Genomic DNA, 23,796 nt, shown 5'->3' with positions numbered 1-23,796 from the left:
AGCCGGCCGGAGAGGCTGGCGTATCAGCTTGTGAGGCCGAGGTATTGGTGGATGGAACGCACGCAGCTCGCGCCGTCGCCGACAGCGGCGGCGACACGCTTCATGGATCCGGCTCGGACGTCTCCGATCGCGAAGATCCCGGGCTCACTGGTCTCGAAGGGCAGTGGGACACGGTCGACCGGGTTCCAGCCGGCACTGTTCTCGCGCGCGAGCAGCGCGGAGTCGGTCAGGATGAATCCCTCGGCATCGAGTTGGATGCCATCGAGCCAGGAACTTGCCGGGTCCGCGCCGATGAAACAGAACAGAGCCGAACAGTCCAGCGCGTCAACATGGTTGGTTCGGTGGTCGGTCACGGCGATCCCCGCGAGGTTGCGGTCCCCGGTCAGCGCGGTGACTTCGGACTCGAGCCGGACCTGGATGCGGGAGTCTGCTTCGATGCGGTGTGCGAGATAGGCCGACATCCCGCCATAGAGGTCGTTCGATCGCACGACCAGGGCGACCGGGCAGCCGTGGTTGGCCAGGAATAACGCTGCCTGTCCGGCGGAGTTGGCGCCGCCTACGACGGCGACGGGCCCACCCTCACACAGCCGCGCTTCGGCCTCGGTGGCCGCGTAGAAGATCCCACGGCCTTCGAGCTCGTGCCAGCGTGGCAGGTTCAGGGTTCGGAAGCGGGCCCCAGTCGCGACGACAACAGTGCGGGCGCGGACCGTGGTGTGATCGGACAGCGAGACCTCGAAGGTTCCGTCGATGGGGTGCACCGATTCCACGATGCACGGGCTGGCGATGCGCGCACCGAACTTCTGGGCTTGCACCATCGCGCGCCCGGTCAATTCCGTTCCGCTGATGCCGGATTCGAATCCCAGGTAGTTCTCGATACGAGAGCTCGCACTGGCCTGCCCGCCCACGGCGACCGCCTCGAACACCATCGTTCGCAAGCCCTCGGAGGCGCCGTAGACCGCGGCTGCCAGCCCCGCGGGACCCGCCCCGACCACCACGATGTCGACGATGCTCTCCGTGCTCGCCGGGGCGCTCGGCGCATAGGTCAAGTTCATGGCTTGCGCGAGCAGTGCCGTCGTCGCGTTCGAAATGAGACCGGTGTGTGTCGCGACGATCGGAAGCTGGCCGGGTGAGATATCGAGCGACTGCGCGAGGGTGCGCCCGGATTCGGAGTCGATGTCGATCCACGTGTGCGCGATCCTGGAGCGCACGGCCCATGTTCGCAGCGCCAGCGATTCTCGCGACTGACCGCTGCCCAGTATCCGCACGCTGAGCGCGCCTTCCCCGGTCTGCAATTCGTGGCGGCGCTGGAGAAATGTGCGCAGGATGAGGTCGGACAGTGCTGTGTCCTCTGCCATCAGTCGGCGGAAGTTCGCGGGATCGATGCGGATGATCTCGCCGTCGGCGGTGGCGCGCGTGGTGAGATACACCGCCTGTCCGGTGATCAGGTTGAGTTCACCGAGGAAGCGCCGGGGTGGTACCTGGGCCACGACCGCTTCGGCCTGGTCGTCGTCGGCCTCGCGCACGATTTCGGCCGAGGCCGTATCGAGGACGAGGAAGTCGTAGACCAACTGGCCTGTGGAGACCAGAACCTCGCCGCCGCGGACCTTCTCGCTGATGCCGTAGCCGCGCAGCCGATCCATCTGCTCGGCATTCAGCTCGGGGAACGCCGCCACCTGGGTATCCGACATCGCATCTGGCCTTCGTCGTGGGATCTGCTTCGGCTCGTCCTCTGTGTTGGCGCGCTGGTGCCGACATCACATGAATGGGTGATGTTCGTGTCTCGGCGGTGTGCGCGATGCTGATCTCCCTCGTTGCCGAGGTGGCGGCGAGAACGCCGCCATCGGGGTGCTCCGCCTGCGGTGGAGCTCGGTGTGCAGTTCATCGAGACCGCGGACTCGGACGGGCCCGGGGTGGTCGAAGACCTCATCCGCGACTCGATGGAAAGCCTTGGAGCGGTGATCGAATCTGCACTATTGGTATAGCAGGTGTTGAGGTCGTCCGTGACCGGCCGACACCGGTCGGGCTCGGTTCAGCGACGGTCGAACCGGAGGAGGCGCGATGCGATCGGGATCGTTGTGGGGACGGACCGAACCGATGGCCCGCGCACTCGCTGTCGTCCGTAGTGCCCGTCGGCACGAGCTGGGCGCAGTGGTGACGATCGGCGGGCCGGCCGGGATCCGCTGATCAGCCGCGCAGCTGACAGGTGCGGCGCACGAGCCGCCGCTCGCGGCCGATCAGCAACCGCCCCTGCGGGAATATGCGGCACCGATCTGCCCGCGGTCGAGCCGGAGACCTTCCTGACAGCCTTCGAGCGACCATCCCGAGTACCAGGGCGCGGGCACGGTCGGCCCCGACTGCCAGCCGCTCCCGCCCGGATTCCCGAGAGCCTGAGAGCGCTCCGCATGGCTCACCAGCTGCCGTTGAAGAAGGCGGACAGCGCAGTCGTGGAGTTCATCGCCGCCGAGGTGTTCGCTGCCAGCAGGAGGGTCGAGGCCAGCGACAGCAAGGCGGTGACGATCCCGGACGCGCACCGGAGACGCCTGCTTCGGGTGTCCGAGGACCGCACGAACCTTCTCCATGACACCGCGGTGAGGCCGAGCGCGGTGATCGCGAGAATCGCGGCGATGACGGCCACGGTGACGTGGTAACGCGCGAAATCGCCGACCATGTCGTCAACGGGCGGTGTGGTGCCGGTGGATTCGGTCAGCTGCTGCCGGATCTGGTCAAAGGCGGTGGTCAGCTGGGGGTCGTTCGCGCCGGACGGCAGCATCGGCAGCAAAGAGGAGAAAGGCGCCACCGCCCCTTGGATGTTCGCGATCACCACCAGAAGTGCCCCGAAAGCGAACATACTGATCACCGCACCCGCCGTCGCCAGCGCGGACCGCTGCCCTGCGCTGAACCCGCCGGCGCGCAGGTACGCCTTCCAGAGCAGCGCCGCCAGAGCGACGAGCGTGACGAGCAATAGCACCGCGATCACGCCCTTGGCCACATGAAAGCGGAACCAATAGTCGATGACGCTGGTCAGAGCCGGCGGCCGAGTCGAGCCACCGGAATTCCAGTACGCCACAAAGCCATCACGCAAGGCCTGCCGCAGCTCGTTCTGATCAGCGAAGCCGCGGTTCCCCGTGTCGGCCAGTGGAGGAGGAGCCAGAACGAGCGCCGTGACGAGGAGCAACACGAGAGCGGTCAGCGCCCCCAATGCGCGACCAGGAACGATCTTGTCGGAGCGCGCCGGAGCCGCCGAGCTGACCATGGATATTCCTTTCCACTCGGATCCGGCAACCCTCCCATTCTGTGTGCGATCCACAGTCCCCGCCACGACCGGTGGCAGACTTGTCCGGTGACGGCCCCCAGAACAGAGCGGCACCAACGACTCTCGGATCAGCTGGGAAACCACAGCGACCACGAGCTCGCCAAGCTCCTGGACAACGGCCGGACCGTCGGCGTGGGGGTGGGCGGTAGCACCGCGGTCCTCGACGTCGACGGCGTACAGGTGTTCGTCAAACGCATCCCGCTGTCCGAGCGGGAGCTGGCCCACCCGGCCTCCACGGCGAACCTCTTCGATCTCCCGCTGCACTGCCAATACGGAATCGGCGGGCCGAGCTTCAACACGTGGCGTGAGCTCGCCGCGAACAACGTCGTCACCAACGCGATCCTGGCCGGCGAGACCGAGTCATTCCCCATGCTCTACCACTGGAGGGTGCTGCCGGGCCGCCCGCCGATCGCGGCCGAGCACGCCGACATCGACAAGGTCGTCGCCGCCCAAGGCGGGTCGCGAGCGGTTCGGACCCGCCTGGAAGCGCTGGCCGCAGCCCCGTCCTCGCTGCTCCTGTTCTCCGAATACATCCCCCACGCGGCGGCGAATATGTTGCGCGACAACCCGGTCGACAAGGCCGCGACGATCGAGCACCAGCTCGCCGAGATCGTGACCTTCCTGCGAGATCACCAGCTGCTGCACATGGACGCCCACTGGGGCAACATTCGCACCGACGGTGAGCGGCTCTATCTCACCGACTTCGGCCTGGCCACCTCACCGCACTTCGACTTGTCACCCGACGAACGCGACTTCGTCGAACGCCACACCACCCACGACGCCGCCTACGTCGCCATGCGCCTGGTCAACTGGCTGGTGACCGACGTCTGCGGAATCCCGATGCCCGCCACCGGCGGCCCGGTAGCCCGCAACGAATACGTGATCCACTGCGCCGCCGGTCATATCCCGTCCGACGTCCCGCCCGTAGTGGCCGAAATCCTGTCCCGCCACGCCTCTGCCGCCGCAACCATGAACGCCTTCCTCTGGAAGCTGTTCGACGGCGAACTCCAGACGGATTACATCGCCGGCCGAATCGACCCGGCGTTCTCTCGCCGCGGTATCCCGCCGGACGAGTGCGTTTGCGGGGGAGTGCTCAGGGGCGGACGGGTGCGTCCGGTTGGGCGAGGCGGTGGGTGTCGGGGGTATCGAGGTTGACCATGCCGGTCATGGCGCGGAAGCGCTCCCACTCGGTATCCAGACGCACCAGCTCGATGACGACGTCGTCCCCGTCGTCGTAGGCGTTGGTCAGGTGCACGTGCAGCAGGGCTTCGTGCTCGACGATGCGTGGACGGCCCCCGCGTTTGGGGACGAGCAGGAACCGAGTGGCCTTGGCGGGCTTGAATTCCAGGGAATCGATGAACGAGTCGGTGGCCAGTGCGATCTTGGGGATGTTCGGGAGCACGGGGTCGAGCACGAACACCATGGCGGAGTCGGTGAGCGCGAAGTCGTGATTCCAGGGCAGATCCCACAGGGGGATCGTCGCCAGCCGGTGACACCGTCCCGCGCGGTCGATGCGGTAGGTGCGCAGGCGGGGCGTGGGGAGCAGGTCGAGTCCGAAGTTGTACATGTCGCCGGTGGCCGGATCCCACTTCGGGTGCGCGGAGAACGCGCCGAGGAATCCGAGCCGACCACCGAAGTCGGTGGGGCCCAAGGTTTCCAGGGAGTCGGGGTCGATGCGGTGCGGGTTGCCCATCTCCCACAGGGCCAGTAGCCCACCGGCGTAGTTGACGATATTGGTGTTGGCCACGTTCGCGGGGAGTCGTCCGATATTGGCGAGCGGGCCGCCGGGGATCTGGTCACCGACACCGCGGTAGCGCACCCGGTCGCTGGTCCGCCCGTGCTCGAAGTGACGGGTGCGTACGTAGCGGTTGCGGAAACGCACCGACGAACCGTCGAGCACGAACTGCGAGATCATGCCGTCACCGTCGAACACGTTGTGCAGCAGGGATTTACCGACCTGGAACTTGCCCGGTCCGATGCGGTACAGGGTGCCGGTCAGCTCGCGGGGCAGTCGTCCGTCGATCTGCTCGACCGTGTAGTCGTGCTCGTCGAGCAGGGGTGCGGTGGTGGCGCGATACGCGGTGAGGCTGGCGGTCATCGCGGATTCTCCTTTGAATCGCTAATCTGATGACAACTGTCATCTGATGACGTATGTCTGCCAATGTAGGGAGGGGTTAGAGTGCTGTCAATGGCCAGATCAGCAACCGCTCGCAGCTACGGCGGCATCAGCGCCGAGGACCGTCGCGCCGAACGCCGTACCCGGCTGCTCGCCGCGGCGCGAGAAGTCTGGGGCGAGTCCGGACTGTCCGCGGTGACCGTGCGCGGGGTGTGCAAGCAGGCCGGGCTGATCGACCGCTACTTCTACGAGCACTTCGCCGGCCGCGACGAACTCCTCGCCGCCGTGGCCGACCAGCTGCGCGAGGAATTGCTGTCCGTTCTGGTGCAATCCGGTCTGACCGCGGACGGGACCGCCGAGGACAGGCTCCGCGCGGCGTTGGGTGCGTTCTTGCAGGCCATCGCCGACGACCGGCGCATCCACCGCATCATCGCCAGTGATTTCCAGGCCGTGCCGGTCCTGGCTCAACGCCGCCGCGAAGTCCTGGCCACCATCACCGACCTCGTCGTTCAGAATGTCCCCGACGCCCTGCCCGGCGACTACGACCCCGAAGCGCTACGCCGCGCAGCCCTGTTCATCACCGGCGGCGTCAACCAGCTCATCGAGACCTGGCTCGACCACGCCACGGACCTGACCGCCGACCAGCTCGCCGCTACCTGCGCCCGCATGTGCGTCAGTGTCGTCGAACAGGCGCGACGCTGATCGCATCGCTACCGGTCGGTTCCTCTTCTTCTCGACAGTTGTACTGCCCCGAGCGAGGTGGATGTCAAAGCGGCCGAGGGCATCAAGACCCGCGAATCGGGATCACCCCGCAAATGGGAGTGAAAGCCACTGCCGCCGACCGAGATCTGGGCAATCAGCAGAAAGTCAGCTTCCGGGTCTTTCTTCAGCCTGTAGCCGCCGACAGGAAATACCTCGTGGAACCGATGGTCGCGGATCTTCTCGTTACTCCGCGATCTCGGTTCGTCGGCACCACAGGTATACGGGCAGCCGGCCTTCGGGAGTCTCGATATGTCCAGGCGAGTTCTCGAAATGCTCATAACCACCGCGATGCTGGATCTTCACCTCTTCACCCGGTGGCGGGAGCGGAACGATTCGAGAAGGAAGGTCGGCCGGTCCGCCTTCGAGGAATGCCATCGGGTCCATCACACGCTCCTTCGGTGCTCGACCAGGTCGGCGTCATTCCGTCGGTTCAGTCTCCGGTGCCGACGTGCCGGACGGTGGTGTCGGGCCCGGGACTCATGATCGTCTCGTGCCCGTCGTCATATCGGACGCGGTACAGCGGAGCGGCTTCCTCTCCCATTACCTCGATAACCTCGGCCGTATGGTCGGATTGTCCGACAGTCCGGCCGTGGACCAGAAGCTGGTCACCTACGCTGGCTTTCATAACGAACCCCTTTTCGGCGAGTGCTGATCCAGGTGATTGCTTACCCGATCCGGCCGCAAAGATTCTGGCGAAAACGGCTATACCTGGAGACTACCGCCGGCTGGTCCTCGAAGACCCGTCAAGGCGCACCCGAATCAGTGCTTCTTCGTGAACGGCAGCGCCTGAACGACCAGCACCACGATGGTGCCGACGACGAATCCGATGACCGCCGAAGCGGCCGTGTTCGTCAGCCACCCCATCAGTCCGCCGACGCCGGCGACGGCATCGCGGACCGCCTCCTCGGCGTGGTGCACCCACGCGTACGGCGTGTGCCAGCCGAGCGTGTCGGTGCCGCTGAGCAGAATGTGCCCGCCGACCCAGAGCATCGCGACCGTGCCGATGATCGACAGCGCCGCCAGCAGTCGCGGCATTCCCGTCACCAGTCCGCGGCCAACGGCCCGCACGAACGTCGAGGAGCGCTGGGCCAGTGCCAGCCCGGCATCGTCCATCTTCACGATGACGCCGACGACGCCGTACACCGCGGCGGTGATGACCACGGCGACGATGGCCAGAATGATCAGCCGCGGGAAGAACGACTGGTGGGCAACCTCGTTGAGGGCGATCACCATGATCTCAGCGGACAGGATGAAGTCGGTGCGGATGGCGCCCGCGGTCATCGCCTTCTCGTCGGCGACACCCTCGGATTCGGGGTCATGGCTGTCGTGGTGCAGGAACCGGCCCAGCACCTTCTCGGCGCCTTCGAAGCACAGGTAGGCAGCACCGACCATCAGGATCGGCGTGAGCAGCCACGGCGCGAACTGGCTGAGGATCAGGGCGGCCGGAAGAATGAAGACCAGCTTGTTGCGCAGCGATCCGATCGCGATCCGCTTGATCATCGGAAGTTCGCGGTCGGCCGTGATGCCCTGCACGTACTGCGGTGTCACGGCGGTGTCGTCGATGACCACACCGGCGGCCTTGGCGGTCGCCCGCCCGGTGGCCGCGCCGATGTCGTCGAGGGAAGCAGCCGCGAGCCGGGCCAGCACGGCCACGTCATCGAGGAGTCCGAACAGGCCTGCACTCATGCCTGGCAGGTTACCGGCCGACCGGCTGGGAGCGGCTATTCGGACATCCACGGCAACTCCGCCCCCCGCCCGCCGCCGATTGTGGTGCTCGATCGCGCATCAGGGCTTCGGTGGTGACCAGCCCGCGTCGAGCAACCGCTGTGCCAGTTCGTCCGCCTGCCGGATGCCCGCCTGGAACGCCGCGGGCCAGCTCGTGACGACGTCCGGATCGGTTTCGAACCCGTCGATGATGCCGAGTGTGGCCGCGTCGGGGCTGAAACGGACCACGGTGTCGGCCACGGTGGCCGCGAGTTCGGCCTGAATCAGTTGCGGCGGAAATCGGTGTGCCAACGGTTCGATCAGGAGAAGGATGTCCGAGTCCGCGGCGAGGTCGGCATTGGTGGGCGACCACACCCCGCCGTCGATGTAGTAGCGGTCTCCGACGACGACGGGCGGGAAGGTGCCGGGAAAGGAACGGCTCGCCGCGACAGCGGTGGCCAGCGGTACATCGCTGCCGCTGTCCCAGACCCGGCGCTCGCCGGTGGCCGCGTCCAGGACCGCGATCCGGAGCCGGTGATCCGGCCAGTCGTTGCCGCCGACCAGCCACTCCATCGGTGCGATATGCGCCGGCTGGGCGGGCTCCACGGTCATCGCCAGCCGCCCCACCTCGCGCCGCACCGTCGCACGATCCGCCGTCCGGTCCGCGATCACCGAGAAGACCTTGGCGAGGAGCTCCGGTATCACCGCCCTCGGCGATTCCGCGCTCCCGGGACGGCGTGGATCGTCGGCGAACGAATCCAGATCCCGCCCCACGATCAGTGCGGCCCCGACGATCGCACCCGCGGACGTGCCGACGATCGAGTCGGCCGACCCCAAATCGATTCCCCGGCGGCGCAATTCAGCGGCCAGACCCGCCATCCACGCCGAACCCAGGACGCCGCCGCCACCCAGAACAATCGAACGCCGCACGGCCCCAACGGACATGTGATCGACACTGTGACTCCCCATCCTAACGACGTTCGCCGTCGTCGCGGGGCGTTGAGCGAAGTCGGCTGCGTCGGCATGGAGAGTCGGATCACGCTCGGCCGGTGTCGATGTGGCTGACCTGCCGTCGGGGCCGACCGTGAATTGCCGGCGGGTGCGCATCCGGCCCCACGTGTCGTTCCGGTGGCTGGCGACCACGGTCGGGGCGTTGTCCGATGCGGAGATGAAGCCTGCGGGCTACGCGCTGCCGCGACCGGAAGTCGAGCCGCTCACGCGTCAGTGGCGTGGCCCGCTCGTGCGCGGTCGCCGGCGTGTCGGTTGAGAAATTCCAATTCGACGCGCAGCACATCGGTGTGGTCGAGACCGCCCGCGTAGACGTCGTAGTGCCCGCCGCGGCTGCGGTAGAGCTCGCCCCGGGGCGCTCGGGCGGCGGCCCGGGTGGCCGGTCCGGTCGGAGCCATCGAGTCGGTTTCGGCGACGACCATCAGCAGGGGGCAACGGATTCGACCGGCCGCCAGGACCGGACGGTGCACGGCGATGTCGAGCAACGAACGCGCGGTGATCCGATTGGGCCACGGCTCGCCGTCCGCCGGGGTGAGCCGATCCAGTCCATCGAGCGCGTCATTCGTGGCGATCACGCCGTGGCTGCCGGGTCCGACGCTGACCGGCAAGTACTTCGGCGACTTGCCCGCGATGCCCGCGAACAGGTCGGCGACCGCGGTGGCGGTGAGCCGCAGTGCGCGAGCCGGGGGCACCTTCGCCATCCCGGCCGGGCCGTCGACGAGGGGACATTGCGCAATGGCGCCCGCCAACCCGGGATCGTGGGCGGCGACATCGAGGATGTGCATGCCGGCGAAAGACGTTCCCCAGATGAACAATCGGTCGTTGTCGATCGCATCATGGCGGCGCGCCCACGACAGCGCGGTGCGGTAGTCCTCCCGCTGCCGGCGGATCGACAGGAGTTCGCGCGGTGTGCCGCCGGATCGACCCCAGTGCCGGTAGTCGAACACGAGGGCGGCAAAGCCGTTGTCGGCGAAGACTTCCGCGAACGGCGCCAGCCCGGCCGCTTTGACTCCGCCGATACCGTGGGCCATCACCACCGCCGGATGCGGTCCCGGTGTCGACGGCAGGTACAGCCAGCAGTCCAGTTCGGTGTCCGCGCCCGCCGGGATACGTACGTGCTCTCGGGTGAAGTCGGTCATCACAGCTCCTCGGCCGTCGAATCGATAGTGATCGTGCCGCCCGCGGATCGGGCGAGATCGGCGCCGAACAGTGCGCCGGGAGTGAACGCGCCGGGGCGGCCGTCGCCGTCGGCCAGCCGGGCCGCGACCCGGGCCGCCACGCGGCTGGTGAACGCGTAACCCTCGCCGGTGCGCAACCACGCCTGGCGGGTCTCTCCGCCTTCCCATTCCGCGTACGCGTATGCCCACGATGTGTCGCCCGGCGCGCTCGGCGGTGTCAGTCCGAAGCGATCGATGAGCCGGATCACGCTGCGCCGCACCGCATCGACCCGCAGGATCGCGCCCACGACCGGCAGCACGGCTCGGGTCGCGCGGCCGGTGGGCACCTCGCTGGAGGTCGCGATCACGTCACCGGCGCCGGAGGCGCGGACCGCGGCCTCCAACTCGCCGGTCGGTACCGCCACCGTGGGGCGTGTCGTCCCGTCGGGCAACGGGATGTGTTGCAGGTGCGCCCCGAGCCGCGTCCGTTCGAGGCGGCCGCCGCGGTAGATCAGCCCGCCGGTCGCCGCAGCGTCCACGACACTGGCCAGCACCGCCGGTCCCAGGCCGTCGACGACGGGCATCGCCGCGACCCGGACCCGGGTCGGGGCCGGGCGTCCCGCGCACAGCTCGTATACCAGCGCCTCATTGGCCAGGACGCCGAATCCCGCACCGGTCACCAGCGTCGACCCTGCGGCTCGGGCCGCCGAATCCAACTCCAGCAACGAACGCACAGGCTCGAATTCGTTGGCCAGATCCACGTAATGACTGCCCGCGGCCACGCACGCCCGCGCGGTCGGGACGGTCGTCGCACCGAATGGCCCGACCGTATTGACGACGACATCCGGCGTGTCCGCGGTGATGCGGCCCGCCGGATCGTCGGTGACCAGCGTCCGCGGCGGGGCCCGCCCGGCGCTTCGACCGCGGCGGCGGCCGCGGCCAGCCGTTCCGCATTGCGGCCGACCAGCACGATCTGGTGGCCGCCGGTGGTCAACTCGGCAGTGATGCTGCGTCCGGCGCGGCCGGTCGCGCCGATGATCCAGATTTCGCCCATGGACATACGCTACAACTTGTAGCGTATGTCTGGCAAGGGTCATTCGCTACACTTCGTAGCGTATGTCTGAGAAGAAGAAATCCGCCGCCATGGGCCGCCCTCGAAACGCGGCCCTGGATGCCGCCATCGCCGCCGCCGTCGAACAGTTGCTGCTGTCCGACGGCTACAACGCGGTGACCGTCGACCGGGTCGCCACCCTCGCCGGTACCACCCGCACCGCGCTGTACCGCCGCTTCCCGGGACGCGTCGCACTGCTCACCAGCGCCATCGCCGCGCACTTCGGCACCGACCCCGCGCCCGACACCGGCAACCTGCGCGACGACCTGATCGAGCTGCAACGCCGGCAGGTCGAGTTCTTCCAAACCCCGGTCGTCGCAGCGGGTATCGCCGGACTGCTCGGCGATCTCGGCAGCGACCCCCGGTGGAGCGCGCTGTTCCACGAAGGCTTCATGGCGCCGCGCCGCCGCTCGACCGAGGCGATGTTCCAACGCGCCGTCGACCGCGGCGAAATCCCACCCTTCGCCCACCCCGCCCTCGTTTCCGACATCCTGACCGGGCCGCTGCTGCTGCACGCCATGCTTCCGGCCACCGGACCGCTCGACGACGCCCTCATCACAGCCACCGTCGACGCTGCCCTGCACCTACTGAACAAGGGCCTGAGCGACACGTAATCCACTGTGCCGCAGCGGTCTCGGACGATCGGATTCCGGCGGCGAGCCGGTCGCCCAGCATGTTCGCGGTCGTCGGCCGCGTGCGGTGCCACCGTCGAGAACGGTGGCACCGCAACCAAGTCGGCGACCGCGAACGCCGAATTCGCGCCCGTGGCGGAGTTCCGCCGCTAGCGCGCGCGGTCGCCGGGTCGAGTGGGAGTCAGGCGGACGACACCGCTGTAGGGCTGGTCGCCGGGCGCCCGCGGGTCCGGCTGCTGGGCTTCGAGTTCTTCGGGGGAGACGGGGAGCGCGAGCCGATCGAAGCGAGCGGCGGCGACGACGATCGATTCGAGGTAGGTGGCGTCCCAGCCGAGGTGTTCGAAATAGGCGACGCCCTCGGCGGGCAGGAAGGTCCACGGTGCGCGCCGCAGCAGGCCCTCGTTGCGGTCGGTCATCAGGTGCGCGACACCGGCCGAACTGACATCGAGACACCATCCGGCGATCTCGGGCCGGGTCAGCGCCGCGGACAATGCGGCCACGTCGGTCTCCCGCAGGTACATCACCAATCCTTCGGAGATCACCAAAGCCTTGCGAACTCCGGTGAGCACCGAGTCGAGATACGTTGTGACAGCTGCGAAATCGGTGACGTCCAGGGCCGTTCTGGTCAGGCGGCACCGCGGTGTCTCTTCGGCGAGCACCGCGTTCTTCTCGGCGATCAGGCCGGGCAGGTCGGCTTCGATCCACCGCAGCTCGGCCGGTAGATCCATCCGATACGGCCGGGCGTCCAGTCCCGCGCCGAGATTCAGCACGAGATCGCAATCGGCCGCGACCGCCTCGGCGATCTGGTCGTCGATCAGCCGGGTGCGGGTGACCAGGAACCAGTCGTCCGCCATCGACTGCCCGGCGGCCGCCGCGATCTCGCGGCCGCGCGGACCGGCCAGACGGTCGGCCAGCGGGTCGCGGAACAACGCGTCCGGCCGAGCGGATTCGATCGCGCGGTGCGCGGCCACCCACCGCGCGGTATCGGACACATGAGTGACCAGTGGTTGCAACGACATTCGGCTCAACTCCTTCGCCCGCCCGATCCGCATCGGGTGCCCTCTACATTTATAGAGGATCGAGGTGGGTGATCGGGTGTGGGTTGTGCCACGCGGGGTCATGGCACCCGCGAGTGTCTGCTGCCGGTCGGGTGCGGTCGTGAAGGCCCGCACAGCGATCACGGTCGCGGCGGCCGACATCGATGGCGTCGACCAGGGCGGGGAGACCTTGTGCGCGCCCGCGCTGGTCGCCATGCGCAATCTCGAACTCCCCGCCGCTGGGAGCGTGTCGAGCCGAGAGTCAGCGGGCGGTGCGGCCGAAAGCCGTTGCCGCCCGCGTCGCGAGGGCCGCGCCGCGCATCATCCACCGGAAGGAGCCGGTCCGGGGGCCCGGCAGCAATCCGGCCGTCTGTACGGCGTCGACCAGGTCGTAGAGGGTCTCGCCCTCGTACATGAGGCGGTCGGTGTTGAAGTGGTAGCGGTCCACGGCGGTGCACTGGACGAAGGCGCCGTTGCCGGGGATGGAGACGGCGTCGTCGCCGTACGGGTGCAGTTTCAAGGGGCCGCGCAGGTGGCCGCTGCCGTAGTAGCGCACCACTATTCGCACCTCGCCACCGGGCGTGATGTCGACGAAGGACTGGCCGGGGATGGGGTCGTAACGCCAGTCGGGGATGGCGTCGAAGAAGGCGAAGTTGTAGGCGACGAACTCGTCCAGGCCGACGATGGTGGCGCCCAGAGTGGTGACGTCCTTGTAGCGGAGGTCGGGGGTGTAGAGCTCGTGGTTGTAGCTCATGTCGCGGGCTTGCCAGCTCCACCAGTACTTCTTGGCCCAGTCCAGGGTCCAGGCGATGTCCAGGCCGTGCCCGGCGTAGAACGCGATCTTCTGCTCGTATTCGTCGAACCATGCGGTGGTCATGGCGGTCAGGGCCTGCTCGTCGAGGACTTCGACCGGGGCGGCTCGGTTGCTCAGGATCTTCGGGATCGGTTGGGCCAGGCGGGATTGTGCGAGGGCCTGCTGGAACTGGTGGTCGGTGAACATCGCGACTCCATCGGGAAGCAACTGCTTTCTGAAGCAGATGCTTCCTGATATCGTCTCGGTGTGTCAAGGAGCTATGGCGGGCGCAGCACCGACGACCGGGTGGCGGACCGGCGCGTCCGGCTCGTCGAGGCCGGGACCGCGATCGCCGGAACGGAAGGTGTTGCCGCGCTGGGCATGCGGGCCGTGTGCCGTGAGGCGGGATTGAGCCAGAAGTTCTTCTACGAGAGCTTCGCCGACATCGACGACCTGCTGCACGCGGTGTACATGGCGGCGCTCGTGCAACTCGAGGAGGCCATCCGGCCCGCCATGGGGGCCCGCGATCTGGCCGGCCTGTTCGACGCGGCCGCCCGGTTGCTGGAGTCCGACCCGCGCATCTGCCGAATCCTGCTGATGGAACCCGTCGCCGACGCCCGCCTGCGCCGGTACGTCCGCGACACCATTCCGGCCATCACCACCGCCGCGCTCGGCGACCTCGTCGCCGGATCGCCCGACGACCCGGCGATCCGGATGCGGTTCTCCGCGCTGTTCGGGGCGATCATCTCCTTGTTCGTGGAGTGGACCGAAGGCAGTCTCGGCACCGACCGGGCCGCCTTCGTCAAGCATGTCTCCACTGTCGCAACACAACTCGTGCCACAGCTCGGTGCGGTCACCCGGTCCTGATCACGGGCTCAGGAACGCAGTGCCTGCCGAACCCGCGCAGCTTCCCGGGTGAGGTGGTCACGCTCGGGCACGGTGGCGGCCACGCGGGATGCCTCCGCATAGAGGTCCGCGGCCTGCCCGAGGTCCCCGGAACGTTCGTGGAGGTAGGCGCGGGCCGCGGTGTGGCGCGGCAGATTCGGGTCCAGATCGGCCAACTCCGCCAGCCCGGCTCGCGGCCCGTCCGCCTCACCGACCGCCACCGCGCGATTCAGCCGCACCACGGAGTGTCGGTGAGCTGGAGCAGTTCGTCGTACCACTCGACGATCTGCACCCAATCCGTCTCCGCGGTGCTCGGGGCATCCGCGTGCAGCGCGGCGATGGCGGCCTGGGCCTGGTACTCGCCCAGCCGGTCGCGGGCGAGCGCGGCTTGTAGTATCGCCACGCCCTCGGCGATCAGGACTGTGTCCCAATGGGATCGGTCCTGCTGCGCCAGCGGCACCAGGCGACCGTCCGCCCCGGTGCGGGACGCGCGGCGCGCGTGATGCAGCAGCATCAACGCGAGCAGGCCCGACACCTCGGGCTCCTCGGTCGCGGCGACCAGCTGGCGCGTGAGCCGGATGGCCTCGGCCGCCAGGTCGACATCCCCGCTGTAGCCCTCGTTGAACACCAGATACAGCACCCGCAGCACCGTCCCCGGATCCCCGGGCCGATCCAGCGGCTGCCCGGTGATCCGCCGCTTGGCCCGGCTGATCCGTTGCGCCATGGTCGCTTCCGGCACCAGGTAGGCCGCCGCGATCTGCCGAGTCGTCAACCCGCCGACCGCCCGCAGCGTCAATGCCACCGCCGATCCTGGCGACAGCGAGGGATGCGCGCACAGGAAGTACAACCACAGCGAGTCATCGGTCGCGGACACCGGGCCCGCCGCGGGCTCCTCCTCGACGGCGAGTTCCCGTCCCCGCCGCGAGGTCTCGGCCCGCGCGGCATCCAGGAACTTCCGCCACGCGACCGCGACCAGCCACCCTTTCGGATCCCGCGGCGGATCGGCCTCCCACGTCTCCAACGCCCGGATCAGCGCCTCCTGCACCGCGTCCTCGGCGGCCGCGAACTCGGCCCCGCGGCGCACGAGCACGCCGATCACCGCGGGGACGAGCTCACGCAGCAGCGCCTCGTTCACTCGGTCGCCGCCGCCGACTCGCTCAGGAACGGCCGCAGCTCGAGCCACTCGTGAATCGGCTTCCCGCCCGCCCCCGGCGCCGCCGACAGCTCCCCGGCCAACTCGATCGCCCGCTCGTAGGAGTCCACGTCGATCACCATCCACCCGGCGATCAGATCCTTCGTCTCCGCGAACGGCCCGTCCGTCACCGGCGGCTGTCCCTCCCCGTCGTACCGCACCCATGTCCCGGTCTGCGCCAGCGCCTGCCCGTCCACGAACTCCCCGCTCCGCTCCAGGCGATCCGCGAAGTCCCGCATGTATTGCACATGCGCGGTCACCTCCTCCGGCGTCCACCGGTCCATCGGCACGTCATTGACCGCCGCCGGTGCACCCCGATAGTGCTTGAGCAGCAGATACTTGGCCATGATGTCTCCCTAGGTTCGCTCCGACCATCCAGGTCGAATGTGTCTGTCACCCCTGGGACGGAGACACCCGCCCATTCTCGACACCCACCGCCGACAAATTTCGGAACCAACCGACATGCGTGTCAGCGACCGCGTCAGCCCGCCATCAGTGCGCTGTCAGCGACGCCGGACAAAGTACTCCCATCGAACGAGAACGGCCCCGACCCAGACCGGATCGGGAGCCACCACAACAACTTTCGAAGGAACCCACCATGTCCGCCACCCTCAACCTCACCGCCCAGGACCAGGCCACCATCCGCTCGGCCGCCTATGGCGCCGTCTCCCTGCTGGCCGCCGCCTCCGCCAAGCCCAGCAAGGCCGCCACCGTCGGCTCCCTCGCCCTGCTCTCCGCCACCGGCCCCATCGGCCACCTCCTGAACGCCAAGTCCAAGGACATCCACCTCCCCGGCAAGACCGTCGCCCAGCTCGCCGACCAGGTCCTCCCCGCCCTCACCACCGCCACCACCCTCCTCACCCACCAGGACCCCGCCGAAGCCGACAACTTCCGCACCACCGTCCTGACCGCCCTCGAAGCCGCCGCCGCAACCACCCCCGCCCCCCAGCCCGCCGTCACCGAAATGACCCGCAAGATCACCGAGGCCCTCCACACCGCCTGACCCAACTCCCCACGCCCGCGCCGACTTCCGAGTCGGCGCGGGCGTTCTATTGCCCCGAGTTTCGGGGTCGTGCTGGGGTGGAAGGGATCTGGCCCAATGGGGTTCTCGACGGTAAGGGGGGTTGATCATGGTGGTCGGGGTGGAAATCGAATTCGATGGGGTGACCATCGAGCAGTACGCGCGCGTGCTGGAGATGGTGGGGGCGCCTGCCGGCGGGCCGATGCCCGATGGGGGGTTGTTCGGGTGGGTCGTGGCCACGGAGAACGGGATTCGGGTTGCCGAGGTGTGGGAGTCGGAGGAGGCGTTTCGGCGGTTCGTTGCCGAGCGGCTCATTCCGGCGGCCCGGCGGATCGGGATTGTGGGGGAGCCTCGGGTCACCTTTCGTGATGTGCTCGGATCTCCGAGACCTGGTGGCCTCGGGTGTTAGTGCGGGGCTAACGCGGGTTCGGTGCTGCGTCGTGGACCGGGGCCATTCGGGGCGGTTGGCTGAATGGCATGACGGACAACGGGATTGGGCGGCGGGCTGGGCGTGCGGTTGTGGTGGGAGGTGGGTCGGGGATGGGGTTCGCCATTGCCGATTCGCTGCTTTCGGAGGGGTATGAGGTGGTGATCGTCGGGCGGTCGGAAGAACGGCTGGCCGATGCGGTGCGGGAGTTGGGGGACGGGAAGGTCAGTGCGGTCGCGGCGGATGTCTCTGATGAGGGGCAGGTCTCGCGGGTGTTCGAGACGGTGGGGGTTGTCGACCATGTGATCAGTACCGCGGCGGATGTGGCGGGGACCTATGGGCCGATCGCCACGTTCGATTTCGAGAAAGGGCGGGGGTTCATCGAGACGAAATTGATCGGGTCGATGTTGTTGGCCAAACACGCGCGGCTCAGCGAGAACGGGTCGCTCACCTTTGTTTCCGGGATCGCGGCGTATCGGCCGGCGGCGGGTGGGGCGATGGTGGCGGCGGTGAACGCGGCATTGGAGGGGTTGGTGCGGGCGCTCGCGGTGGAGTTGGCGCCGGTGCGGGTGAACGCGGTGTCGCCGGGGTGGGTGATGACCGGGATCTGGGAGGCGATGCCGTGGCCGGACAAGGAGGAGCGGTGGCGGGCGATGGCGGAGAAGCTGCCCGCGCGGCGGCTGGGGCAGCCGGAAGATATTGCGGTGGCGGTGGTTTCGCTGCTGAAGAGCGCGTTCGTGACCGGGACCGTGGCGCACGTGGACGGCGGGCACCGGCTGGTGTGAGCCGGTGCCGGGTGCTGGTCGGAGGGTGATGTGGGTGCAGTCCACCGACGGCCCGCACGCCACCGCGGCGGGGGAGAACGGACGTCCCCGGGCGCGGGTTGACCGGGACAGCCGTCCGAGGAAGTTAGGATTGCGCAGAATTCGAGAGCAGGGTCCGGCACGAAACGACCGACACGTTCAGGAGATTCGGCATGTCCTATGCGGTGGATTTCACCACGGTCTCGACCGTCGGCCTGGAGTCGTCCCCGGTCGCACCCGCCCTGGCGGGCCTGCGGGCCAATGAGGCCCGCTACTTCAAGAACAAGTACGACCACGTCTTCACGGTCGAGCCCGCGAGCAAGGCGAAGAAGACCATTGCGTGGGTAAGCAAGATCCTCGCCGATGAGCGCCGGATCGTCATCGAGTCGAAGCCGCTCGAGGCAACGGAATTCGAGGTCGAGGGCATTCGCATGGCCTATGTCTTCTACGAGAGCGGCCTGTCGATCAACGTGATGTACACCCTCGAGGACTCCGGCAAGCGCGCCGTCGGATTCAAACTCTCCGACGGCATGGAAATCCCCGAGGAGCTGGACTCGTTCAAATTCGCCCGGCAGAAATCGAAGCTGGCGGGCACCATTCGAGGGTCCTTCTTCGTCATCAAGGGCGAGTACTGACCCCGACCGGCGTTCTCGGCCTAGTGAGCTTCGCTGAGCCAGATGGCCTCGGCGGCGATGCTGCCCAGATCGATGGTCCGCTCCTGCACCCGCACCGCGATGGTCCCCGCGAAGTCGCGCCGCTCGACCACCGCGATCGGCGTATCCAACGCGATCCCCAGCGAATCGAAGTACCGCAGCATCGCCGGATCGGAATCGGAAATCCGTGCCACCCGCCCGGATTCACCCGCCCCGAAATCGCTGAGCTGCCGCGCCGGGGGAGTCGGCACCGCCCCGTCCACCGACGGGATCGGGTCGCCGTGCGGATCCCGGTCGGGATGCCCGAGTTTGGCGTCGATCCGCTCCATCAAGGTCTCCGACACCGCGTGCTCGAGCACCTCGGCCTCGTCGTGCACCTCGTCCCACCCGTAGCCGAGCTCGTTGACCAGGAACGTCTCGATCAGCCGGTGCCGGCGCACCATGGCGACGGCGGCCCGCCGCCCGTCCTCGGTCAAGGTGATGGCCCCGTACCGGGCGTGTTCGACCAGACCCTGATCGGCCAGCTTGCGGACCGCCTCGGACACCGTCGACGCCGACACGCCGATCTTCTCGGCCAGCAGCTTCGTCGACACCTTCTCCTGCGACCACTCCTGCGCGGTCCAGATCACTTTCAGATAATCCTGGGCCACCGACGACAGCACCGGCGCGACGCTGGACGCCCCGCTCGCGGCGGTGAGGGTGGTCCCGTGAGGTTCGGAAGGTGCGGACGGATCGGCCAGCTCGCGGCGGGTGGCGATGTCTCGTTTTCCGGGCACGTAACCGAGCTTAGGCACATGCCGCGCGGTTTCACACATCGGCGCGCTCGCTGGTAGAGGCACCCGCCGCCGAGCGCCCCGGACCGGTGAACACACGGTGACGGGCATGCTTCCGGCCGTGGACTTCCGCACGGCGGAATATTGTCCGAGACGCGCTTTGCGTAGGCTTCCGGTGTGCAGAGATGGCGAAGCCTCGAGGAGATGCCCGCGGACTGGGGCCGGTGTGTCCTCACCATCGGGGTGTTCGACGGCGTGCACCGCGGGCATACCCAGCTGATCAGCCGCGCGGTGAAATCCGCTGCGGTGCGCGGCGTTCCGTCGGTGCTGATGACCTTCGACCCGCATCCGGTGGACGTGGTGCGCCCGGGAACGCATCCGCCGCAGCTGTCCACCCTGGACCGGCGCGCGGAACTGGTCGAGGAACTCGGCATCGACGTGTTCGTGGTGATGCCGTTCACCCGTGACTTCATGAAGCTCACCCCCGAGGAGTACGTCGAGGAACTGCTGGTGGACCGCCTGCACGTGTCCGAGGTCGTGGTGGGTGACAACTTCACCTTCGGCAAGCAGGCCGCCGGCACCCTCGACACCATGCGGGAGCTGGGCAACCGCTACGGCTTCGAGGTCGACGGCGTGCAGCTGCTGGGTGAGCACGCGGTCACCTTCTCCTCCACCTACATCCGCGGCTGCCTGTCCGAGGGCAATGTGGGCGCCGCCGCCGAGGCGCTGGGCCGCCCGCACCGCGTCGAGGGCGTGGTCGTGCACGGCGACGGCCGCGGCAAGGGCCTGGGCTTCCCGACCGCCAACGTGGCCCCCACCATGCATGCCGCCATCCCCGCCGACGGCGTGTACGCGGGCTGGTTCACCGTCCTCGAGAGCGGCGACCCGCTGGCGGGCACCCGCCACATGACCGCCATCTCGGTCGGCACCAACCCGACCTTCGACGGCCGCAACCGCACCGTCGAGCCGCATATCCTCGACTTCGACGCCGACCTCTATGGCAAGCACGTGGCCGTCGACTTCGTCGAGCAGCTGCGCGGCATGCGCAAGTTCGAGTCGATCGAGGAACTGGTCGAGGCCATCCGCCGCGACTGCGATCAGGCCCGCAAGGTGCTGGGCGGCGACACCGAGGAGTAGCCCGCGCCGGGGCCGATTTCCGCGACCACGCGGCACTCCGGTAGGCTGGCCCATCGGGTTTGCTGCGGTCCGCGGCGGCGCCCACCCCGATTCTCACGCAGGTTTCAGCGGCTTGCCTCTGAGAGTGCCGAGAACCGGGTCCTTCCGAGCGCGGTCTGAAACAAGGAGTATCTGTGGCTCTCACCACCGAGCAGAAGTCGGCCATCCTCGCCGAGTACGGCGTCCACGAGAAGGACACCGGTTCCCCGGAGGCGCAGATCGCGCTGCTGTCGAAGCGGATCGCCGACATCACCGAGCACCTCAAGAAGCACAAGCACGACCACCACACCCGCCACGGTCTGATGGCGCTGATCGGTCGTCGCAAGCGGCTGTCGAAGTACCTGCAGGACAAGGACATCAACCGCTACCGTTCGCTGATCGAGCGTCTCGGCCTGCGTCGCTGATTCCAGCCGCGGACCCCTCTGCCCACGAGGTGACACACCTGGTGAGCGGAGGTAGTTGACGAACCGGCCAACGAGGAGGCATAGAATCCTTCTCGTTGGCCTTTCGTATATGTGGCCGGAGGTTCCCCACGAGGGGGGACACGGCCGGATATACGCCGACACGAGCCGTATGCACCCGTCGCGTGGCGTCGGTCTTCGGTAGTGGCTTTTCGGGGCGCGAAGTATGAGATGAACCATGCGCGCCCGGAGGGCTTCGATCGATGACCGCCTCCGCGTCGCCGTATCCAAGGGGATACCGGCCGGGTGTGCGTTGCGGCAGCCACGAGGGCTGCCGCGCGCCCATGCCGGGTACGGCCGCCTGCCGGTGGGCACGTGAACGAACACGTGCCGGATCCGGCGAAGACGAGAGGTTGAGATAACAAAGATGTCCGACACCCAGACCAGTTCCGCCGCCGAGGTCGAGCCCGGCGTTTTCGAGTCCGTCGCCCTGATCGACAACGGCGCCTTCGGTACTCGCACCATCCGTTTCGAGACCGGCCGCCTGGCCAAGCAGGCCGCGGGTTCCGTGGTCGCCTACCTCGACGACGAGACCATGCTGCTCTCGGCCACCACGGCCTCCAAGCAGCCCAAGGATCAGTTCGACTTCTTCCCGCTGACGGTGGACGTCGAGGAGCGCATGTACGCCGCGGGCCGCATCCCCGGCTCGTTCTTCCGTCGTGAGGGCCGTCCCTCCACCGACGCGATCCTGACCTGCCGCCTGATCGACCGGCCGCTGCGCCCGTCGTTCGTCGACGGCCTGCGCAACGAGATCCAGGTCGTCGTGACCGTCATGTCGCTGGATCCGAAGGATCTGTACGACGTGGTCGCGATCAACGCCGCCTCGGCGTCCACCCAGATCGCGGGCCTGCCCTTCTCCGGCCCGGTCGGCGGCGTGCGCGTCGCCCTGATCGAAGGCCAGTGGGTCGCGTTCCCGACCGTCGAGCAGCTCGAGAACGCCGTGTTCGACATGGTCGTCGCCGGCCGCGTGGTCGACGGTGACGTCGCCATCATGATGGTCGAGGCCGAGGCCACCGACAACGTGCTGGCCCTGATCGCCGACGGCGCCTCCGCCCCGACGGAAATCGTTGTGGCCGAAGGCCTCGAGGCCGCCAAGCCGTTCATCGCCCGCCTGTGCAAGGCGCAGGCCGACCTGGCCGCCCTGGCGGCCAAGCCGACCGAAGAGTTCCCGATCTTCCTGCCGTACCAGCCCGACGCCTACGAGGCCGTCGAGGGCACCGCCAAGCGTGAGCTGAACGAGGCGCTGTCCATCGCGGGCAAGCAGGAGCGCGACGAGCGCACCGACGAGATCAAGCTGGCCGTGCTCTCCGAGCTGGCCGAGTCCTTCGCCGGTCGTGAGAAGGAGCTGGGCGCGGCCTTCCGCTCGGTCACCAAGAAGCTGGTCCGCCAGCGCATCCTGACCGACAGCTTCCGCATCGACGGTCGTGGCCTCGCGGACATCCGCGCGCTCTCGGCCGAGGTCGCCGTGGTGCCGCGCGCCCACGGTTCGGCGCTGTTCGAGCGTGGCGAGACCCAGATCCTGGGCGTCACCACCCTCGACATGGTGAAGATGGCGCAGCAGGTCGACTCGCTCGGCCCGGAGACCTCCAAGCGCTACATGCACCACTACAACTTCCCGCCGTTCTCCACCGGTGAGACCGGTCGCGTGGGTTCGCCCAAGCGTCGCGAGATCGGCCACGGCGCTCTCGCCGAGCGCGCCCTGATGCCGGTGCTGCCCTCGCAGGAGGAGTTCCCCTACGCCATCCGTCAGGTGTCGGAGGCGCTGGGCTCCAACGGCTCCACCTCGATGGGCTCGGTCTGCGCCTCGACCCTGTCGCTGCTGAACGCCGGTGTGCCGCTGAAGGCCCCCGTCGCCGGTATCGCGATGGGCCTGGTGTCGGACACCGTGAAGAACGACAAGGGTGAGGACGAGGTCCGCTACGTGGCCCTCACCGACATCCTGGGCGCCGAGGATGCCTTCGGCGACATGGACTTCAAGGTCGCCGGTACCCGCGAGTTCGTCACCGCCCTGCAGCTGGACACCAAGCTCGACGGCATCCCGTCGCAGGTGCTGGCCGGCGCGCTGAACCAGGCCAAGGACGCCCGCGACACCATCCTGGACGTGATGGCCGAGGCCATCGCCACCCCGGACGAGATGAGCCCCTACGCTCCGCGCGTCACCGCCATCAAGATCCCGGTCGACAAGATCGGCGAGGTGATCGGACCCAAGGGCAAGGTGATCAACCAGATCACCGAGGACACCGGCGCCAACATCTCCATCGAGGATGACGGCACCGTGTTCGTCGGTGCGACCGACGGCCCGTCGGCGCAGGCCGCGATCGACGCGATCAACGCCATCGCCAACCCGCAGCTGCCGAAGGTCGGCGAGCGCTTCCTGGGCACGGTCGTCAAGACCACCGCCTTCGGCGCGTTCGTGTCGCTGCTCCCGGGCCGCGACGGTCTGGTCCACATCTCGAAGCTGGGCAACGGCAAGCGCGTCGCCAAGGTCGAGGACGTGGTCAACGTGGGTGACAAGATCCGCGTCGAGATCGCCGACATCGACAACCGCGGCAAGATCTCGCTGGTTCCGATCGACGAGGATTCGGACAACTCCGCGACCTCGGCTGCGGTCGACGCGAACGCAGAGTAATCATTTCTCTGTGACGAAGAAGCAGTCCGCGGTGCGCGCGGGTTCCGCGCGCACCGCGAAGGACTCCGTGCAGAACAACGCCCCCTTGCTCCGCAACCTGGAGCAGGGGGGTTCTGCGCTGGCGATCGACCGGAACGAGTCTC

25 protein-coding genes and 1 pseudogene are annotated in these 23,796 nt (G+C 68.0%); 12 read left to right on the top strand and 14 right to left on the bottom strand.

Annotated elements, in window-relative coordinates:
- Positions 1-23 precede the first annotated feature (23 nt).
- Positions 24-1,688, bottom strand: coding sequence for an FAD-dependent oxidoreductase (locus ABZ412_RS15570; RefSeq protein ID WP_357281141.1), 1,665 nt, complete (start codon positions 1,686-1,688; stop codon positions 24-26).
- A gap of 719 nt (positions 1,689-2,407) precedes the next feature.
- Positions 2,408-3,253 carry a hypothetical protein gene (locus ABZ412_RS15565; protein ID WP_357281139.1) on the bottom strand — a complete coding sequence of 282 codons (846 nt, stop codon included), beginning with the start codon at positions 3,251-3,253 and terminating at the stop codon, positions 2,408-2,410.
- A gap of 87 nt (positions 3,254-3,340) precedes the next feature.
- Here ABZ412_RS15565 and ABZ412_RS15560 point away from each other — a divergent pair, with 87 nt between their 5' ends.
- A complete protein-coding gene (locus ABZ412_RS15560; RefSeq protein WP_357281136.1) occupies positions 3,341-4,468 on the top strand; it encodes a serine/threonine protein phosphatase in 1,128 nt (375 codons plus the stop codon).
- Here ABZ412_RS15560 and ABZ412_RS15555 read toward each other — a convergent pair.
- Positions 4,407-5,411, bottom strand: a complete 1,005-nt coding sequence (locus tag ABZ412_RS15555; protein ID WP_357281134.1) for a carotenoid oxygenase family protein — start codon at positions 5,409-5,411, stop codon at positions 4,407-4,409. The two genes, ABZ412_RS15560 and ABZ412_RS15555, sit on opposite strands and share 62 nt — an antisense overlap.
- A gap of 90 nt (positions 5,412-5,501) precedes the next feature.
- Between ABZ412_RS15555 and ABZ412_RS15550 the strand changes: the two genes are divergently transcribed.
- Positions 5,502-6,131 carry a TetR/AcrR family transcriptional regulator gene (locus ABZ412_RS15550; protein ID WP_357281132.1) on the top strand — a complete coding sequence of 210 codons (630 nt, stop codon included), beginning with the start codon at positions 5,502-5,504 and terminating at the stop codon, positions 6,129-6,131.
- A gap of 243 nt (positions 6,132-6,374) precedes the next feature.
- On the opposite strand, the gene ABZ412_RS15545 is transcribed toward ABZ412_RS15550, so the two are convergent.
- From ABZ412_RS15545 to ABZ412_RS15520, 6 genes are all read right to left on the bottom strand, one after another.
- Positions 6,375-6,575: a DUF5988 family protein gene (locus tag ABZ412_RS15545; RefSeq protein WP_357281129.1), complete on the bottom strand. Its 201-nt coding sequence runs from the start codon at positions 6,573-6,575 to the stop codon at positions 6,375-6,377.
- 46 nt (positions 6,576-6,621) lie between these two features.
- A complete protein-coding gene (locus ABZ412_RS15540; protein ID WP_357281127.1) occupies positions 6,622-6,816 on the bottom strand; it encodes a DUF1918 domain-containing protein in 195 nt (64 codons plus the stop codon).
- Between the two features lie 134 nt (positions 6,817-6,950).
- Entirely contained in the window at positions 6,951-7,877 is a 927-nt protein-coding gene (locus ABZ412_RS15535) for a DUF808 domain-containing protein (protein ID WP_357281125.1), read from the bottom strand.
- A 99-nt stretch (positions 7,878-7,976) separates the two neighbouring features.
- Positions 7,977-9,038 carry a patatin-like phospholipase family protein gene (locus tag ABZ412_RS15530; RefSeq protein ID WP_357281123.1) on the bottom strand — a complete coding sequence of 354 codons (1,062 nt, stop codon included), beginning with the start codon at positions 9,036-9,038 and terminating at the stop codon, positions 7,977-7,979.
- 71 nt (positions 9,039-9,109) lie between these two features.
- Positions 9,110-10,042 carry an alpha/beta fold hydrolase gene (locus ABZ412_RS15525; protein WP_357281120.1) on the bottom strand — a complete coding sequence of 311 codons (933 nt, stop codon included), beginning with the start codon at positions 10,040-10,042 and terminating at the stop codon, positions 9,110-9,112.
- Positions 10,042-10,821, bottom strand: coding sequence for a saccharopine dehydrogenase (locus tag ABZ412_RS15520; RefSeq protein WP_357281118.1), 780 nt, complete (start codon positions 10,819-10,821; stop codon positions 10,042-10,044). The genes ABZ412_RS15525 and ABZ412_RS15520 overlap by 1 nt, the downstream gene beginning before the upstream one ends.
- 3 nt (positions 10,822-10,824) lie before the next feature.
- Here ABZ412_RS15520 and ABZ412_RS15515 point away from each other — a divergent pair, with 3 nt between their 5' ends.
- Positions 10,825-11,136 carry a hypothetical protein gene (locus tag ABZ412_RS15515; protein WP_357281115.1) on the top strand — a complete coding sequence of 104 codons (312 nt, stop codon included), beginning with the start codon at positions 10,825-10,827 and terminating at the stop codon, positions 11,134-11,136.
- Positions 11,137-11,176: 40 nt separating this feature from the next.
- Positions 11,177-11,785 (top strand): TetR/AcrR family transcriptional regulator, encoded by a 609-nt coding sequence (locus ABZ412_RS15510; RefSeq protein ID WP_357281113.1) that lies wholly within the window; start codon positions 11,177-11,179, stop codon positions 11,783-11,785.
- Between the two features lie 167 nt (positions 11,786-11,952).
- Here the strand turns inward: ABZ412_RS15510 and ABZ412_RS15505 are convergent, their stop codons facing one another.
- Entirely contained in the window at positions 11,953-12,822 is an 870-nt protein-coding gene (locus tag ABZ412_RS15505) for an SAM-dependent methyltransferase (RefSeq protein WP_357281630.1), read from the bottom strand.
- Positions 12,823-13,102: 280 nt separating this feature from the next.
- Entirely contained in the window at positions 13,103-13,840 is a 738-nt protein-coding gene (locus tag ABZ412_RS15500; protein WP_357281110.1) for a nuclear transport factor 2 family protein, read from the bottom strand.
- Between the two features lie 60 nt (positions 13,841-13,900).
- Between ABZ412_RS15500 and ABZ412_RS15495 the strand changes: the two genes are divergently transcribed.
- A complete protein-coding gene (locus tag ABZ412_RS15495; RefSeq protein ID WP_357281107.1) occupies positions 13,901-14,500 on the top strand; it encodes a TetR family transcriptional regulator in 600 nt (199 codons plus the stop codon).
- An 8-nt stretch (positions 14,501-14,508) separates the two neighbouring features.
- On the opposite strand, the pseudogene ABZ412_RS15490 reads toward ABZ412_RS15495, so the two are convergent.
- Together ABZ412_RS15490 and ABZ412_RS15485 are read right to left on the bottom strand one after the other, a co-directional pair.
- Positions 14,509-15,653: pseudogene (locus tag ABZ412_RS15490) on the bottom strand (DUF6596 domain-containing protein).
- Positions 15,650-16,057 (bottom strand): YciI family protein, encoded by a 408-nt coding sequence (locus tag ABZ412_RS15485; RefSeq protein ID WP_357281105.1) that lies wholly within the window; start codon positions 16,055-16,057, stop codon positions 15,650-15,652. Before ABZ412_RS15485 ends, ABZ412_RS15490 begins: the two are co-directional and overlap by 4 nt.
- A 251-nt stretch (positions 16,058-16,308) precedes the next feature.
- Between ABZ412_RS15485 and ABZ412_RS15480 the strand changes: the two genes are divergently transcribed.
- From ABZ412_RS15480 to ABZ412_RS15465, 4 genes are all read left to right on the top strand, one after another.
- A complete protein-coding gene (locus ABZ412_RS15480; RefSeq protein ID WP_357281102.1) occupies positions 16,309-16,713 on the top strand; it encodes a hypothetical protein in 405 nt (134 codons plus the stop codon).
- A gap of 127 nt (positions 16,714-16,840) precedes the next feature.
- Complete coding sequence (locus ABZ412_RS15475; RefSeq protein ID WP_357281100.1) at positions 16,841-17,140, top strand: hypothetical protein; 300 nt, start codon at positions 16,841-16,843, stop codon at positions 17,138-17,140.
- Between the two features lie 68 nt (positions 17,141-17,208).
- A complete protein-coding gene (locus tag ABZ412_RS15470; RefSeq protein ID WP_357281098.1) occupies positions 17,209-17,943 on the top strand; it encodes an SDR family oxidoreductase in 735 nt (244 codons plus the stop codon).
- Positions 17,944-18,134: 191 nt separating this feature from the next.
- Positions 18,135-18,596 (top strand): phage tail protein, encoded by a 462-nt coding sequence (locus ABZ412_RS15465; protein WP_357281095.1) that lies wholly within the window; start codon positions 18,135-18,137, stop codon positions 18,594-18,596.
- Between the two features lie 20 nt (positions 18,597-18,616).
- On the opposite strand, the gene ABZ412_RS15460 is transcribed toward ABZ412_RS15465, so the two are convergent.
- Positions 18,617-19,390 carry a metal-dependent transcriptional regulator gene (locus ABZ412_RS15460; protein WP_357281093.1) on the bottom strand — a complete coding sequence of 258 codons (774 nt, stop codon included), beginning with the start codon at positions 19,388-19,390 and terminating at the stop codon, positions 18,617-18,619.
- 174 nt (positions 19,391-19,564) lie between these two features.
- On the opposite strand from ABZ412_RS15460, the gene ABZ412_RS15455 reads away from it, so the two are divergent.
- The 3 genes from ABZ412_RS15455 to ABZ412_RS15445 all read left to right on the top strand — a co-directional run bounded on the left by ABZ412_RS15455 (position 19,565) and on the right by ABZ412_RS15445 (position 23,653).
- The gene (locus tag ABZ412_RS15455; RefSeq protein ID WP_357281091.1) at positions 19,565-20,524 is read left to right on the top strand and encodes a bifunctional riboflavin kinase/FAD synthetase; all 960 of its coding nucleotides are present in this window, start codon (positions 19,565-19,567) and stop codon (positions 20,522-20,524) included.
- Positions 20,525-20,697: 173 nt separating this feature from the next.
- A complete protein-coding gene (gene rpsO, locus ABZ412_RS15450) occupies positions 20,698-20,967 on the top strand; it encodes a 30S ribosomal protein S15 (protein WP_213556830.1) in 270 nt (89 codons plus the stop codon).
- Positions 20,968-21,391: 424 nt separating this feature from the next.
- Entirely contained in the window at positions 21,392-23,653 is a 2,262-nt protein-coding gene (locus tag ABZ412_RS15445) for a polyribonucleotide nucleotidyltransferase (protein WP_357093352.1), read from the top strand.
- The last annotated feature ends 143 nt before the right edge of the window (positions 23,654-23,796 follow it).

Origin of the sequence: Nocardia sp. NPDC005746 (assembly GCF_040630785.1) — a bacterium.
In the GTDB taxonomy this organism is placed as follows: Bacteria; Actinomycetota; Actinomycetes; order Mycobacteriales; family Mycobacteriaceae; genus Nocardia.
The sequence above is the reverse complement of the archived record's forward strand: the minus strand, read 5'-3'. Positions and strand labels throughout refer to the sequence as shown.